This window comes from Paenibacillus sp. WG02 (assembly GCF_055396115.1).
Genome location: NZ_AP036016.1, coordinates 6,372,796 through 6,388,119 on the forward strand (window position 1 = coordinate 6,372,796; position 15,324 = coordinate 6,388,119).

The following is a 15,324-nucleotide window of genomic DNA, read 5'->3' on the forward strand; positions in this document are numbered from 1 at the left end:
CCCTCATTTCACCGCCCTACAGGACGCCACCTGACAAAATATTACATACGCTTCCTGCCAACCCGCTCCATCCTCAGGAAGGTACGTTTTGACCGGGAACGAATTCCTAATCAGCTTTCTGGCTTCGCGCAAATTCGCGATATACCCTAGTGATATCCATTGTACTACAAGGTTACCTAAGGCACTACCCTCAACAGGACCGGCCCAAACTTCGCGCTGAGTAGCATTTGACGTGAATTGACAAAGCAGTTCGTTCTGGATGCCGCCGCCAACGATGTGAAGACCTTGATATTTCTTCCCCGATAGCTGTTCCGTTCTTTCTAAAATAAACCGATACTTCAAAGCCAGGCTTTCCAACATACAACGAACTATCTCACCTTCCGTTTGCGGTACAACCTGTTCCGTATCCCGGCAGTATTGCTGAATTTGCTTCGGCATATGCTCAGGATTCAAGAACATGTCATCATCCGGATCGATGAAGCTTTGGAATGGTTTCACCTGCTCGGCAAGTTTGACTAACTCAGCAAAGCTGATGTTCTTGCCTTCTTTATCCCATGTACGCTTGCATTCCTGAACTAACCATAAGCCCATAATGTTCTTAAGCAATCGGTTCGTACCATAAACGCCGCCTTCATTGGTGAAATTCCAAGCTAATGCCTGTTCACTAAGCACTGGTGCTAACGTCTCCGTTCCGAGAAGTGACCAAGTACCGCAGCTTAAGAAAGCGAAATCTTCTTCTAAAGCGGGAACCGCGACAACAGCAGATGCTGTATCATGCTCGCCCACGGCAATGACAGGAATCGAAGGAACATCAAGTTCATCACAAATCTCTTTGGTTAACGCACCAACTCTAGTACCTGACGAAACCGGTTTAAGTAATAGCTCACCAGGAAGACCAAGCTGCTCTAAGAGCTCCGTATCCCATGTCTTCGTTGTCGCATTGAAAAGCTGTGTTGTTGTGGAATTGGTGTACTCGCTATGTTTTTCTCCCGTTAAGAAGTATCTGAGCAAGTCAGGAATCATCAAGAACGTATCTGCGCGCTGCAGAAGCTCTGGATTTCTTTCTTTTAACGCATATAGTTGAAAAATCGAATTAAATTGAAGGAACTGAAGACCTGTTTTGGCATAAAGCTTTTCACGACCAACAAGATCAAAGACCTTATCCATGACATGGTCCGTTTGATGGTCCCGATAGTGATAAGGATTACCGAGAAGCTCACCATTTGCGGCAAGCAGCCCGAAATCTACCGCCCAAGAATCGATGGCTAGGCTCTCGATATCCGTATAACCCAGATGCTTCATCTGTAAAATGCCTTGTTTCAATTCATGAAACAATCTCAAAATGTCCCAATGAAGGTGGTTGCCCACCTTCACCGGATCATTCGAGAAGCGGTGAATTTCCTCGATCGTAACGATGCCCGCTTCGGAATCAAGTCGTCCGACGATCGCTCTGCCGCTGCTTGCTCCCAAATCAAAGGCCAGTACGCAGGAGGGCTTACTCACCAGCTGGCACCGCCTTTGCCACGAGCATTAATGCTTTCGTCGTAGCCGCTTTCCAGGTAGGCTTTCATCGGATCTACAGGTACACCAATCTCTTCACGCACAGCTTGCAGAAGCGGAGTAACGTCGAACTCGAATGCCTTACGCACTGCGTCTTCTGCGCCTAGAACGTCTTGGCGCTCTTGAGCGTCTCTAACTTCATCAAGATTGATCAGCAAAGCTTTTGCATACTGTGTTTGAACGTTAAGCACGGAACGCAGCATCGCTGGAATTTTACGCTCGATGTTGTGACTTTGATCGATCAGATAAGCAATATTGTCAGATGCCTGACGAATTTGTGGGTTTTTATCGTTGGCTGCATCAATGATTTGGTAGAAAATCAGGAATAGCTCATACGGGTTCACAGAACCGACGATCAAATCATCGTCTCCATATTTACGGGAGTTGAAGTGGAAGCCGCCGAGTTTATTTTCGTCCAACAGGTACGTCACGATGTGCTCGATATTCGTTCCTTGCGGGTGATGTCCTGTATCCACAAGCACTTCAGCTTGCGGCCCCAATTTGTTTGCCAAATTGAATGCCATTCCCCAGTCCGCTAAATCCGTGTGATAGAATGCAGGCTCATAGAACTTATATTCAATCAGCATACGCATGCTTGGCGTCATTGCTCCGTACATTTCTTTGAGCGCTTCATACATCCAAGTTTTGCGAGCGCGAATGTCCACTTGACCCGGATAGTTCGAGCCATCCGCGAACCAGAGGCTGAATACATCAGAGCCAACGGTCTTCGCGATGTCTACACATTCAAGCAAATGATCCGTTGCTTTACGCCGAATCGCTGCGTTGGAGTTCGTTACGCTGCCGAAGATATAGTCATCTTCTTGGAACAGGTTCGGGTTCACCGCACCGATGGATACGCCTAGATCAGTCGCGTGCTGCTTGAGCTTCGCATAGTCATCCACCTTGTCCCAAGGGATGTGGATCGCAACCGACGGGCAAGCACCCGTCAATTTGTGAACCTGCGCAGCATCCTCGAACTTCTCGAAGGGATTACGCGGAACACCGTTTTGCTTATACACCTTGAAACGGGTACCTGAATCGCCGTAACCCCATGAAGGGGTTTCGACTTTCAGTGCTTTGATCTTAGCTTTTACGGTAGCCAAATCAATACCTCTATTTGCTTGCTGCTCTTCAAACCATGCATATGCTTTATCGCTCATCGGATTTGTATCCTCCTATTAGGTGAATTAACGTGTGAAGGCAGCCGGAACGCCACCGTCAACTGTGATCATACAACCTGTCGTTTTGTCTGCTTTGGAAGAAGCGAAGTACACGATGGCTTCCGCAACGTCTTTCGGGAAAATGTTGACGAGCAGCGTCGTTCTTTTGCGGTAGTGCTCTTCCAACTGATCCGGTTCAATACCGTAAGCTGCAGCCCGTTCATTGCGCCAGCCGGAATTCCAAATCGCGGAGCCTTGAAGAATCGCATCTGGCAATACCGAGTTCACGCGAATGCCGAATTCCCCGCCCTCAGCAGCGATACAGCGTGCTAAGTGAATTTCAGCCGCTTTGGCTGTCGAGTATGCGGAGGCATTTTTGCCTGCAAATACTGAGTTTTTGGAGCCGACGAATACCATGCTGCCGCCGATGCTTTGTTTTTTCATAATTTTAAAAGCTTCTCTTGCTACGAGGAAGTAACCTGTGCTAAGCACGTTCATGTTCAGGTTCCACTCTTTGAGTGATGTTTCGTCAAAAGGACTAGAAGTCGCAAGACCTGCGTTATTCACGATAATATCGATACCGCCATAGCTGAGAATCGATTCGCGGTATGCGGCTTCCACTTCCTCTTCTTTCGTTACATCCATTTTAACGGCAATGGCTCTGTTTTCGCCATACTGCTCGTTCAGTTCAGCAGCTAATTTTTGTGCGCCTTCAAGATTCAGGTCAGCTAGAACGACGTGCGCGCCTTCTTTTAAAAATTGACGAGCCGTTACGCTCCCTATTCCACCTGCGCCGCCTGTGATGAAAGCAATTTTACGGGAAAACTCTGCTTCAGCCGGAGCCAAAGTTAATTTATAAAGTTCAAGAGGCCAGTACTCAACATTGAAGGATTCATTTTCGCTTAAGGAAACGAACGTACCGAGAGCTGTTGCGCCTCTCATTACGGCAATTGCACGGTGATAGAGAGCTCCGCTAACTTGGGCATTGGACCAGCTTTTGCCTGTGTTGATCATCCCGATACCTGGGATCAGGATCACGCGAGGTGCCGCTTCGTTCATGACGTCGCCTTCATTTTTGTTGCGGTCAAAATAAGCCTTGTACTCTTCTTTGTAAGCTGCTATACCGGATTTAAGAGCATCAATTAACGCATTTGTATCGCCGGAGTTTGGATTCCAATCGATATAAAGTGGCTTCATTTTCGTATGAACCAGGTGATCCGGGCAAGCTGCACCCACTTGGGACAACACAGCAGCATCTCTGCTGTTTACAAACTTCAATACATCATCTGCACTGTCTGTTGTCAGAATCATTTTCTTCTCGTTGCTCACGGCTCCACGAACGATAGGCAAGACTTGCGCCAATATATCGTTTCGTACAGTTTCAGTGAGAGATTCATATTTCGCTCCGCCATACAGGCTGCCCTCGTTCACACGAGCTTCAATGAAGCTTTCTGCTTCTTGAATGATAGCGAGCGTCTTGAGGTAACTCTCTTCGGACGTTTCGCCCCAAGTAACAAGACCATGCTTCTCCATTAGTACGAGTTCAGCCTTTGGATTGTTTCTAACGCCTTCCGCGATCATTTTAGAAAGTGTAAAACCAGGGCGTACATAAGGAACCCAAACGAAACGGTCGCCGTAAATTTCTTTCGCCAACTCACGGCCGTTGTGTGCGCAGCAGAGACCGATAATCGCATCAGGATGCGTGTGGTCCACATTTTTGAAAGGCAAAAATGCATGTAAAAGCGTCTCAATGGAAGCACGCGGATGTTTGCTGTCGATCATACAATTCACAAGGTAAGCAACCATTTCTTCGTCAGACATTTCATCTCGCTCGAACAACGGACGAATGTCCTCCATGCGAAGACCTGTGAAATTCTTTGCTTTCATGGTAGCAAGGTCGGAACCGCTCCCCTTTACCCACATCACTTCTACATCACGACCGCGGAAATCCTTCTCGATTGTTTTGTACGATGTGTTACCGCCGCCCCAGTTGGCAACTGCACGATCTGTCCCCAATAAATTGGAACGGTACACCAGTTCCTCTACGCCTTTTGATACTGACTTCGCTTTTTCCGCTTCCCACAAATTCGCAACCATACTTATCCTCCTAATATAGGGATCTTTGAGCGTAGCTCAAAGTCTCTCCGCTTTGGGATCTTTCAGCGTAGCTCAAAGTCTCCGCATAAATCCCATGAGTATGTGTTTGTTCTTGATGGTTTCATCGTAACACATCTTTGTTTATTTTTGAATACTTATTTTTATTTTTGTTTTAGATACAAAACAAAGCATAACGGACTTTGAAACTTACATTCAAACAAAAGCAAAAAGGAGCTGTTCCAAAAGGGTTATTTACACCTTGAGGAGCATCTACCTAAAATTGGTTATATGTATCCATGAGGACTTCCGCCAATAAAGGGAGGTCCTTTGGGGGCAAAGTTGATCTTAACGGAACGACAAGACGCTAAATTGGATGAAATGAGCTAAAATTGAAATTAGCGGAACGTGAGGGCGCTATTTGATGAAATTTGAGCTATCAGCAGCTAAAAACAACGGAATAGCGTCACTACGTTCCGCGTTTGCTTGAATTAGCACATATTTCGCGTAAATAGCGTCACTACGTTCCCCTTCCCTTAGCGGAAGCCTACTATTGTTAGATGGATGCACGTATCCATGAAGAAACTACCCATCCCATGTATTTATTATTTTTGGATCAGGCCCTGCGGAGCGAGGATGGCTTTGCACATTCCTAAGGCGTATGCTTGAGCCCGAGAGTGTCTTTGACGATATGAAGAACAATCGAAGACTTCGACGATTCCAGCTAAGCGGCTTGGTCAAAGTGATCTTTGGGTTGGGTTGGGTTGGGTTGGGTTGGGTTGGGTTGGGTTGGGTTGCTTTTTAGGGTAATCTTTCCATCCCCAAAATCTTCTAGAAAAACAGCTGCTTACAAAAAGAGAAGACATACCGGCCTGTATAGGCTTGCATCCCCGCTATTGAGGACACGTCAAATTTAAATAGAAGAGGGCTGTCCTCAAGTAGATTTATCTACTTTTGAAACAGCCCCTAAGATTTATTTCATTTGTGAAACAACCCCTATGATTCATTTCATCTGTGGAAACAGCCGATATTCTTCCTGCTGGCTCGATATTCGGAAGGCGTCATTCCCGTATATCTGTGAAATATTTTAATGAAATAGCGACCATCCAAGTAACCGACAGACTCGCTGATTTGTGCGACCCTGCGCTCCTTTTCTTCGAGCATGGACTTGGCCGTCTCCATTCTCAACTTCGTCAAATACTCGACAAACGTGACTCCGAAATGCTGCTTGAATAGCAGACTAAAGTAACTGTTACTGATGCCCAACGTGCTCGCAAGTTCATCAATGCCAAGATCCTTGGCCATTCGTTCATGGATATAAGCCTTGGCCGACTCCATAAGAGCGACGCTTGATTTTTTACTGACAAATACGTCCAGACACTGGTTGACCATTTCATTCATCACAACGAGTAAGTCTTTCGCACTGATGCTGTAACTGAGCTTATCCCATATGCTCTCCTCTTCGAGCTGTTTAAACATGTTGAATTCACGCATTTCGCGAAGAAGATTGAGTACCAGATAATGCAAAATTTGCTGTACACGCAGAATAAGTGAATCGGGTATGGTTTTCAAATGAACATTGAGCGCTTCCATCGCTTCTTCCGTTTTAACACGGTTGAATTGTTTAAGCGCAGAGATCATATCCTCCGTTATTTGCCACAATACATCAATCTGAAGTTGCGTTGTACAGTTCGGATTCGTTGATGTCACAATGGTATTGCAGCCAGGAGACAAGTGAATTTCCCATTGAACACGCTTATATGCTGCCGCTAAACCAGAAATGGGTAAACAATGCGAATAAATGCCTACACTTACTTCCAGTTTAACATTGCTTTTAACACACTCGCGTATGTGATTTGCCCATTTTTTGGCCTGATCGATCTCCACATCCGACTTCTCGCCTCGGGCTTGTTCGATCAACAAACACCATTCTCCCTGACGCATTTGCAGGACCGTGTAGGTTCGCTTTTCCAAGATCAGCGCTTCCCGAAGCACATTACAGATCGCGAAATTCCACAGTCTCTGTTCCTTCTCATCCCAACCGAAAGACAGCTTGGCATAGTGCTCAAGATCAACAAGAAGCAGCATGTATTCCGTCTCATCCAGATGAGGTACTTCCGCAGTTAAAAGGGGATGGTTTGTAATGGACGTGTAATTCATCAGATAGTCATATAGTATTTTTTCGTAGACCAGACTGACGACGTTCCCCCATGCCTTCTCCTCATTTCTAGCTTTCTGTCGTCTTTCAAGGATGGATTCCGCAACACGTCTTACTACTCGCTCAAGCTCCTCATAATTAATAGGCTTCATCAAATATTCTTTGACCCCGTAGCGCATAAGCGATCTCGCATATTCAAAGCTCTGATAGCCTGTCAGCATAATACATTCACAAGAAGTGTCTCGCTCTCGCAGCTTTTGAACGAAGGTGATACCGTCCATGACAGGCATACTGATGTCCGACAGCACGATGTCAGGCTTATAAATGTCCACTACCTCCAATGCTTTGGCGCCATTCTCAGCTAACCCAACGATTTCAATCCCGATATCTTCCCATGGAATAACACTTTGAAAATTGCGTAAAATGTTAATTTCATCGTCAATAAGCAGTGCTTTCAACATCAAAGACATCTCCCTTCTTCAAAAGCCAGGAAATCTGCATTCCTATTAGTATATACAGGATTTTTCGACTTGTTAGCCCTTCACGCTGCCTGCTGTAACACCTTGAATAATTTGCCGCTGCAAAACACTATAAATCGCAATGACCGGAACGACACTGATCATCACGGACGCTGTAAGAGCTCCATAGTTCATTTGAAATTTATCCATGAAAGAAACAACCGCAACAGGCAAGGTCCGCAGGTTTGTACTGGACAAAAACAGATTTGCCATAATAAATTCATTCCAGTGTCCCATAAAGTTCAGAATAAATACCGTCACAAGCGTCGGCATGGTAAGCGGCATGATGATGCGCGAAAGCAAGCCATATACACGAAGTCCGTCCATAATGCCTGCTTCCTCCAGTCCCCCTGGGGATGGACTTCAAAAATGCCGCAATGACAAACACGGAGAGTGGAATACCGAAAGCTGTATAAGGAACAATCAAGGCAAGAGGCGTATTGTAGATCCCCATATTCTTGATCATGATATACAAAGGAATGAGCAGTGACGCCGGCGATATGAGCAGCGACAACAACAAAATACCATAAACGATTTTGCTCACCCTAGAAAAATTCATTCTCGTTAAGGCATAAGCGATGGAAGTCGCCAGCAAAATAGCTACCGTTGTTGAAATCGTACTCACGTAAAAACTATTAACAAAATAAATCCCAATATTAGAGCTTGTGAATGCGTCGATGTAATTAGTCAATTCGAATTTCTTCGGGAAGCCCCATGGATTAAGAAAAACCTCTGAATTGTTTTTGAATGAAGAATTGAGTATAAATAAGAGCGGATATAAAACGATAAGCAGGTAAACCAAAAGAATCAAATGCCGGAATATGCCGCATGCATTTCTTCTCATTTTAGTATTCGACCTCCTCTGACCTTTTGGTAATGAAATGGAAGATTAATGTCAACAGGACAGTGAATACGAAAATGATGATTGAAATCGCATTGGCGTAACCAAATAAGGACATGGAATAAGCCTGCTTGTACATGTAAGTAGCCATAACCTCCGAGCTTCCGAAAGGGCCGCCTTTTGTCATAATAAATACGATATCCAGGGCTTTCATCGCACCTGTAATGGATAGCATCAACACAACGAGAATGACCGGACGTATAAGAGGAACTGTAATATGGCGCGCCTTCAACCAACCGACAGCACCATCGATCTCGCCTGCTTCTTGAACATCTTTGGATATCGCAAAAATCGCAGCCAAAACGAGAACGATATAAAATCCGGTCCACTGCCAGGCATTCGTAACTAGAATGGCTAGCATCGAATAGCCTTCTTCACCCAGCCATAGATGTGTCCATTTCTCAAGCCCCATCGCGCGTAACAACTGATTCACTAAACCCGCATCAGGATGATAGATGAATTGCCAGATCACGCCGACAATGGCCGTCGAAAGCACGCTCGGCAAAAAAACGGTCGTTTTGTAGAAGTCCAGAAACCTGCGAGCTCCACTAATCAAAATCGAAAATAAGATGATGATTGGGATTTGTACAAACACGGAAAAGAGGACGAAATAAATATTGTTCTTGAGGGCGATCCAAAACTTCTCATCATGGAAAGCCTTCATGAAATTATCCAAGCCATTGAAGATCGGATCGTTAATTCCGTTCCAGCTTGTTACCGAGTACTTCAAGGAGCTGACCATGGGTAAGATGTAAAAGATCATGTAGAGCACTACGCCCGGAACGACGAACAGCGCGTAGGCAAGCGGATTGCGTAATACTTTATTCATGTTATCCCCCATCTTTCGATAATAATGACTTAATCTGTCACGGAGGCGCAGCTTCAATGACCATAAATCAGGACACCACCGCTTACGTGTGGTGCCCTGCGCTTTTATTCAATCTTTATGATTTAGCATCTTGTGCCGCTTGCATTTTCTCTGCAGCTTTCTGCGGCGTTACTTTACCGCCCATCAGCTCTTCCATTGTACCTTCCAGCGTTTTCTTAACAGCTGGTGAAACCAGTGCGTCGAATGCTGGGAAAGCGCCTTTCTTAGCGGAAAGCTGACCTTTCACGACTTCTGCGACTAAACCTGAAGCATCTCCGATATCTCCTAGCTTCATGGCTGGAATGTTGCCGGATTCTTTCAAAGCGCGTTTCTGATTCGCTTCTGTATAGAAGTTTTTGATAAACGCTTTAACCGCTTTCAATTCGCTGTCGTTCAGCTTGGAAGAGAAACCGTAACCGTTTGACCAACCGCCGTTGATCATATCGTCCCCTGCACCGCCCAGGTTCGGGAAGTTAAAGAAGCTTGCGTCTGCAGCGACCGTGGAGTTTTTACCCATGATTCCACCTGCAGCCCAGCTGCCATCGAACAGCATTGCCGCTTGACCTGTGTAGAATTTAGCTTGGCCGTCCGAATATTTCGTTGCGATCACGTTTTTATCGATATAACCTTTTTGTTTCAACTCATCCAGCTTCTTGAATGCCTCGACGACAGGAGCATCCGTCCACTTCGTTTTACCTGCTGCGAAGCCTTCTTGAATTTGTGGTCCGCCCAGACGTACGAAGAGCGTGTTTGCAAGCATGTTAATGACCCAGCCATCACCAGCGCCTCCAGCCATGGCAATCGGTGTTATCCCTTTTGCTTTAATCGCCTCACAAACCTTCAAGAATTCATCCCACGTTTTTGGAACCTGTACGCCTGCATCCGCGAACATTTTTTTGTTATAAAATACACCTTCAACATATCCCGCTCTTGGAAGACCATAGATCTTGCCATCAACGGTGAACTCGTTCAAGTTCATGAATTTGTCTTTCAATCCAAGCTCAGAGAGAATCGGCGTCAGGTCAAGAAGACGACCCGCTTTGGAATAGTTCTGAGTATCTGCTCCACCGAAAAGGTCAAAAATAGGCGGCGGGCTGCCCGCTTGCATCTCAGCTTTGAGCTTCGTATCGCGGTTGACAACATCTTCCACGCCATCCAGCTCAAATTTCAATCCAGGTATCTCAGCTTCTGTTGCTTTTACAACATCCTGCAAGATAGCAAGATTCGCTTTCGCCGTATCTTTGATTTCTATGTGGCGCAGTACCATCTTGAATTCTTTCGGCTTTGCCGTTTCCGCCGGTTTAACCGATGCAGCGGGAGTAGCTGAAGCAGGAGCGGATGCTGTCTTTGTGTCCCCGCCCGAACCGCATGCTACGGATGTTGCTGCCATTGCCATAACCATTGCCAAAAATAATGCACTTTTCGTCTTTTTCATTCTTGACCTCCTACAGTTCGTTAACGATTTGCTTACACTTTGATTATAGAAATGGGGACTGGTAAATTATAGTCTGACATTTCGAGACTGTAGGGATAAAATTCTCTATTCTGCCTCATTTGGCATATTGAGGGAAAGCAAAAAATCCCCTGCAAGCTGAGGAATCTAAGTTACAAGAACGTAGACACCTTAACTTGCAGGGGATTTAATCATACTCTATATTTAATTTTTTTTATTGATTTCTACTAGGCTGTTGCTTCGACTTCCTCATGCACTGTTTTGATTTGAATCATAACCGTATTCGCATCCGTCAACACTTCAATGCCATCTTTGAAAATCAGGTCGGAAACGAGAAACTTATCTCCCGTATCAAGGCCACTGATATCCACTTCCATTGAAGTCGGCAAATCACCAGGCATACAACGGACTTCTACTTCATAGATTTCGATCTGTAGAACCCCACCGGATTTGACTCCGATTGCTTCTCCAGAAAACTGGATAGTAACTTTACTGTCCATGATTTGAGTCATGTTTACATGATGAAAGTCGATATGCAGCAGATTGCCCGACATCGCATCCCTTTGGACGCTCTGAACAATGACCGGAATGACTTTTTCATCGGATGTGTTGCCTTGCAGGATAGCTCGTGGATTTTTTTTCAAAATATCCAGCATTTCTTTTTCATTTACTTCTACGGATAAAGTATCTTTACCAATCCCATACATCACAGCCGGGATGCGCCCCTGTTTTCTTGCTTGATTCATGTGGGACTTTGTTTCACCAGTGCGCTTGTTCAATTGAATAAATTTACTCATTTGTTTGTTTCCTGCTCTCTTTGACCATAAATTCTTGTCAAACGAATTATAACATGACCATAAAATCTAGTCAAACTTTGATGAAAACCCACGCGTTCCTATTCATACTCCATAAATGGATCAGGGATTTCAATCTGATAAGCCTCTGCATCACTAACGCCAACGGAAAGCACGGCTCGACCATTGCCTGACCTTATAAGCCCACCGCTAAAAATAACATCTTCAAGATCAGGCCGTTTACCAGGACCTCTTGGAAAATCACTTCTAGCCGCAATAATTTTCATGGGTGTTTTCTCACAGGTCTCAGGGTTTATCGCAAAGACCATGGAATAATAATGCTTGTTTCCTACTGTATCAAAGCAAGCTACATGCCCCAGAACGCCCACATGACCATTCCCCAGTAAATGTGCTTCATTCGCACCTCCCCATTCTTCGGAGACAAATTGCTCTGTAAGAATTTCCGCATTGATGAAGGTTTGCTCATTGAGTTCCTCCAGAGAATTGATGATTGTAAATCCGATTTGCCCTCTTCCACCTCTTGCTCCTTGCGGTCTAGTAAATACACCTACTCTACCATCGTTAAGCTCAATTATACGAATATCTTTCATCGTACCAGGTCCAGAAGCGAAGTGACATAATGAATCTATGTGAAAACCACGATAAAATTGGGTAACCCACGACACAATCTTACTCGGATTATCGACAGCCGTAATGACTTCAACTCCACCAATTATTAGTTCACCTTTGATGATGGTCATACATGGATCCTGCAAGTTATAAGTGTGCGTATGTATACGGGGACTCCAAACCTGATTCTTGCATGTAAAAAAGAAGACTTGAGAGAACTCGCTATCCCGTTCCTCAACTCTTCCTAATAGGACTTCCTCCCCGTCGTATTGAAACGGGGCCGTTATATTATATACATCGCGATTTCCAACCCCGGAGAACGTTAGTTTCTGCACTTTTGTTATTCTAGGGTTTGCATAAAAGGTTTCTAGAAGCTGTTTACAGCTCTCCGTTGTAATCGATTTCCTTGTCATTGACGTCCTCCTGATAATCCATCGATGCATCTATCGTCCAATCACTTTCCTCATCCATTTCGATGCCAATGAGCTGCCCAGGCTGGACATTAAAATACAGACAAAGCTTTAGCAATAAATCCCTAGGATACTGTACCATCTCATCCTTATACATACGACGAACGGAGTCAAAGTGGTAGTTAATCTCTTTAGCGAGCCTACGTATCGATAATTTAGGATCGTGATTCTCCATGACTTCTTTTAGTTTACTGCGTATGACTGACACACATACACCCCCTCCATAAATATATAGGGTACGCGATGGAGAGTCAATGAATTGACAAGAAAAAATGGTCATGGTATAGTGAAAACAGGAAATAATTTGGAATTTTCTGAAAATAAAATACCCCTTCCCCCAAAAGAATTAAAGACCTATCTTTAGATTCTTTTTTTTGTGTTCCAAAAATCGCGAACCAACATGGAGGCTTATTATATGAAGTATACAAGCAGCAATCGGAATATCGTTTTTCTAGGTACTAGCCTGCCGAGAGAATGCGGCATAGCTACATTTACACAAGATTTATTAGATGAACTCCAGCACATCAAAGGCTTTAACAAGCCTCGTATCATTGCCATCAATAACAACGAAGCTTACGACTATCAGGAGCAAGTGATGAGGGAAATTGACCAACATAAGCTATCCGAGTATATAGAAACGGCCGATTATCTTAGCTCGTCAGACGTTGATCTTCTCGTTATCCAGCATGAATTCGGTATTTACGGCGGAGAAAGCGGTGAACACTTGATTCCATTCGTCGAGAGACTGACTATTCCGTATGTCGTCATTTTTCATACCGTGTTAACCAAACCTTCTGCTAAGCAGCGTCACATCATGAATCGAGTTGCAGAGCTGAGTGTTAAAGTTGTCACGATGGCGCAATCTACAGTAACCGATTTGATCTCCATATATAGCGTTGATGCTGCCAAAATCGCTTTCATTCATCATGGCGTACCTCATGTCCAAACCAGATCAAGATCAGAGCTTAAAGAGCAATATGGCTTTGCAGATCGAAAAATTTTATCCACCTTTGGGTTTTTAAGTCCTGGTAAAGGAATTGAATACAGCATTGAGGCCATGCGCGGGGTGGTCAAAAAACATCCGGATTCTCTCTATATCATTTGGGGGAAAACACATCCGGTCGTTAAACAAGAAACAGGCGAGGTATACCGACAAAAGCTGATGGGTCTTGTGGAAGAATTTGATTTAACTCGTAATGTTCGCTTCGTTGACAAGCTTTTGACGCAGGATGAAGTCATTCAATCACTGGTCATGTCAGACATTTATATGACTCCATATTTAGGCAAGGATCAGGCTGTTAGCGGAACTTTGGCATACGGGGTCGGCTATGGAAGGGTTATTGTCTCCACACCTTATCGATATGCCGAAGAAATGTTGGCAGAGGGCAGGGGTTTACTTGCAAATTTCCGCGATTCAGCCTCTTTGGAAGCTTGCATCCTTCAATTACTGAATGACCCTATTAGAATAGCTGAAATGGAAAGTCGTACGCTCGAACTCGGAAGAACCATGCTGTGGAACGAAATTGCCAAAACCTATGCCGCCATCTTCCAAGAGAAAATAATAGATTCAGAGTCTACTAAAGTAAAAGCTTACGATGCCAGTTTTGCTAAAGTAACACACTTAGGAGTGATTTAATGCAAGTACAAACGATACGGCAGTTTAAGTCCGATTATATGCGCAGGATAACGGATGATACAGGCATCTTTCAACATACCAAATTTGGCGTACCCGACCGTTCGAAAGGTTATACGACGGATGATAACGCACGGGCATTAATCGCAGCCGTTTTATTGTACAGCAGTAATAAAGATTCCAGCACGTTAGACCTCATTCATACTTACGTTTCCTTCATTCACCATGCACAGAATACAGATGGAAATTTTAGAAACTTCATGGATTATAACCGTTCATTCACGGAGGATAGCGGCTCTGAAGATTGTCAAGGACGCACACTATGGGCATTAGGATTCGCGCTCGCCCATTCCTCTTTGCTGCCCGATAATGTACTTAATACTTGTCGTTATTTAATCAATCAAGCATTACCGCATATCGAAAAGCTAGGTTCTCCTCGTGCTGGAGCCTATGCCATAATCGGTCTAAGTTATTTAATAGAAACCCCTGGTGCTTTAACTTACTCCTTCCCCTATCTCCACACGCCAAGCACCGTAGAAGAAAAGGCTTTTCTACCAAGAGCATTCATCCTCAATGTGATCGAAAAAATAGCGCTCCGACTGCACGATCAATATGTTCGCAATAAGGGAAACGGTTGGAACTGGTTTGAAGACAGCCTTACCTACGGAAACTCCATGCTACCATGGGCACTTTTAAAAGCATCACATATCTCGGATAACGCTAGTTTGAAGAAAACAGCTAAGGAAAGCCTGGATTTTCTAGTATCCAAAACCTTTGCTAAAGAAGGATATTATAAGCCGATTGGCAGTCATGGCTGGCAGTTGCGAGACCAGAAGGCCGCTCTCTACGACGAACAGCCGATTGAGGCATGTGAAATGCTTCTTGCTTGTAAAGAAGCCGCGATCGTGCTCCAAGACCCAGCTTATCTGAAGATAAGCTGCCCTATGCTATGAATGGTATTTAGGCCATAATTCATTACAAATCTCTCTCATTGACCCTCAAACAGGAGCTTGTTATGATGGCATCCATGCCACAGGGCTGAACCTTAATCAAGGCTCTGAGAGCATCATTTCCTTCAACATTGC

At 44.6% G+C, this 15,324-nt stretch carries 13 protein-coding genes; 2 read left to right on the forward strand and 11 right to left on the reverse strand.

The annotated features are described in order from the left end of the window. Nucleotides 1-3: 3 nt before the first annotated feature. The 11 genes from rhaB to ACBP55_RS28985 all read right to left on the reverse strand — a co-directional run bounded on the left by rhaB (nucleotide 4) and on the right by ACBP55_RS28985 (nucleotide 12,814). The gene (rhaB, locus tag ACBP55_RS28935) at nucleotides 4-1,503 is read right to left on the reverse strand and encodes a rhamnulokinase (protein WP_464646551.1); all 1,500 of its coding nucleotides are present in this window, start codon (nucleotides 1,501-1,503) and stop codon (nucleotides 4-6) included. Continuing rightward, nucleotides 1,500-2,720 (reverse strand): L-rhamnose isomerase, encoded by a 1,221-nt coding sequence (gene rhaI / locus ACBP55_RS28940; RefSeq protein WP_464646553.1) that lies wholly within the window; start codon nucleotides 2,718-2,720, stop codon nucleotides 1,500-1,502. Before rhaI ends, rhaB begins: the two co-directional genes overlap by 4 nt. 27 nt (nucleotides 2,721-2,747) lie before the next feature. Then, nucleotides 2,748-4,817, reverse strand: a complete 2,070-nt coding sequence (locus tag ACBP55_RS28945) for a bifunctional aldolase/short-chain dehydrogenase (protein ID WP_464646555.1) — start codon at nucleotides 4,815-4,817, stop codon at nucleotides 2,748-2,750. 1,005 nt (nucleotides 4,818-5,822) lie between these two features. Further along, nucleotides 5,823-7,433, reverse strand: coding sequence for a response regulator transcription factor (locus tag ACBP55_RS28950; RefSeq protein WP_464646557.1), 1,611 nt, complete (start codon nucleotides 7,431-7,433; stop codon nucleotides 5,823-5,825). Nucleotides 7,434-7,505: 72 nt separating this feature from the next. After that, complete coding sequence (locus ACBP55_RS28955; RefSeq protein WP_464646559.1) at nucleotides 7,506-7,817, reverse strand: ABC transporter permease subunit; 312 nt, start codon at nucleotides 7,815-7,817, stop codon at nucleotides 7,506-7,508. Further along, nucleotides 7,711-8,334: a carbohydrate ABC transporter permease gene (locus ACBP55_RS28960; protein ID WP_464653581.1), complete on the reverse strand. Its 624-nt coding sequence runs from the start codon at nucleotides 8,332-8,334 to the stop codon at nucleotides 7,711-7,713. The genes ACBP55_RS28955 and ACBP55_RS28960 overlap by 107 nt, the downstream gene beginning before the upstream one ends. Nucleotide 8,335: 1 nt before the next feature. Beyond that, nucleotides 8,336-9,220, reverse strand: a complete 885-nt coding sequence (locus ACBP55_RS28965) for a carbohydrate ABC transporter permease (protein ID WP_464646561.1) — start codon at nucleotides 9,218-9,220, stop codon at nucleotides 8,336-8,338. Nucleotides 9,221-9,335: 115 nt separating this feature from the next. After that, on the reverse strand, nucleotides 9,336-10,694 hold the full coding sequence (locus ACBP55_RS28970; RefSeq protein WP_464646563.1) for an extracellular solute-binding protein: 1,359 nt from the start codon (nucleotides 10,692-10,694) through the stop codon (nucleotides 9,336-9,338). A gap of 245 nt (nucleotides 10,695-10,939) precedes the next feature. Beyond that, entirely contained in the window at nucleotides 10,940-11,509 is a 570-nt protein-coding gene (locus tag ACBP55_RS28975; RefSeq protein ID WP_464646565.1) for a 50S ribosomal protein L25, read from the reverse strand. Between the two features lie 98 nt (nucleotides 11,510-11,607). Next, complete coding sequence (locus tag ACBP55_RS28980) at nucleotides 11,608-12,549, reverse strand: DUF1861 family protein (protein WP_464646567.1); 942 nt, start codon at nucleotides 12,547-12,549, stop codon at nucleotides 11,608-11,610. Beyond that, nucleotides 12,515-12,814 carry a helix-turn-helix domain-containing protein gene (locus tag ACBP55_RS28985; protein WP_312876086.1) on the reverse strand — a complete coding sequence of 100 codons (300 nt, stop codon included), beginning with the start codon at nucleotides 12,812-12,814 and terminating at the stop codon, nucleotides 12,515-12,517. Before ACBP55_RS28985 ends, ACBP55_RS28980 begins: the two co-directional genes overlap by 35 nt. 207 nt (nucleotides 12,815-13,021) lie before the next feature. On the opposite strand from ACBP55_RS28985, the gene ACBP55_RS28990 reads away from it, so the two are divergent. Then, the gene (locus ACBP55_RS28990) at nucleotides 13,022-14,242 is read left to right on the forward strand and encodes a glycosyltransferase family 4 protein (protein ID WP_464646569.1); all 1,221 of its coding nucleotides are present in this window, start codon (nucleotides 13,022-13,024) and stop codon (nucleotides 14,240-14,242) included. Beyond that, complete coding sequence (locus ACBP55_RS28995; protein ID WP_464646571.1) at nucleotides 14,242-15,192, forward strand: glycosyltransferase; 951 nt, start codon at nucleotides 14,242-14,244, stop codon at nucleotides 15,190-15,192. Before ACBP55_RS28990 ends, ACBP55_RS28995 begins: the two co-directional genes overlap by 1 nt. Nucleotides 15,193-15,324 lie beyond the last annotated feature (132 nt).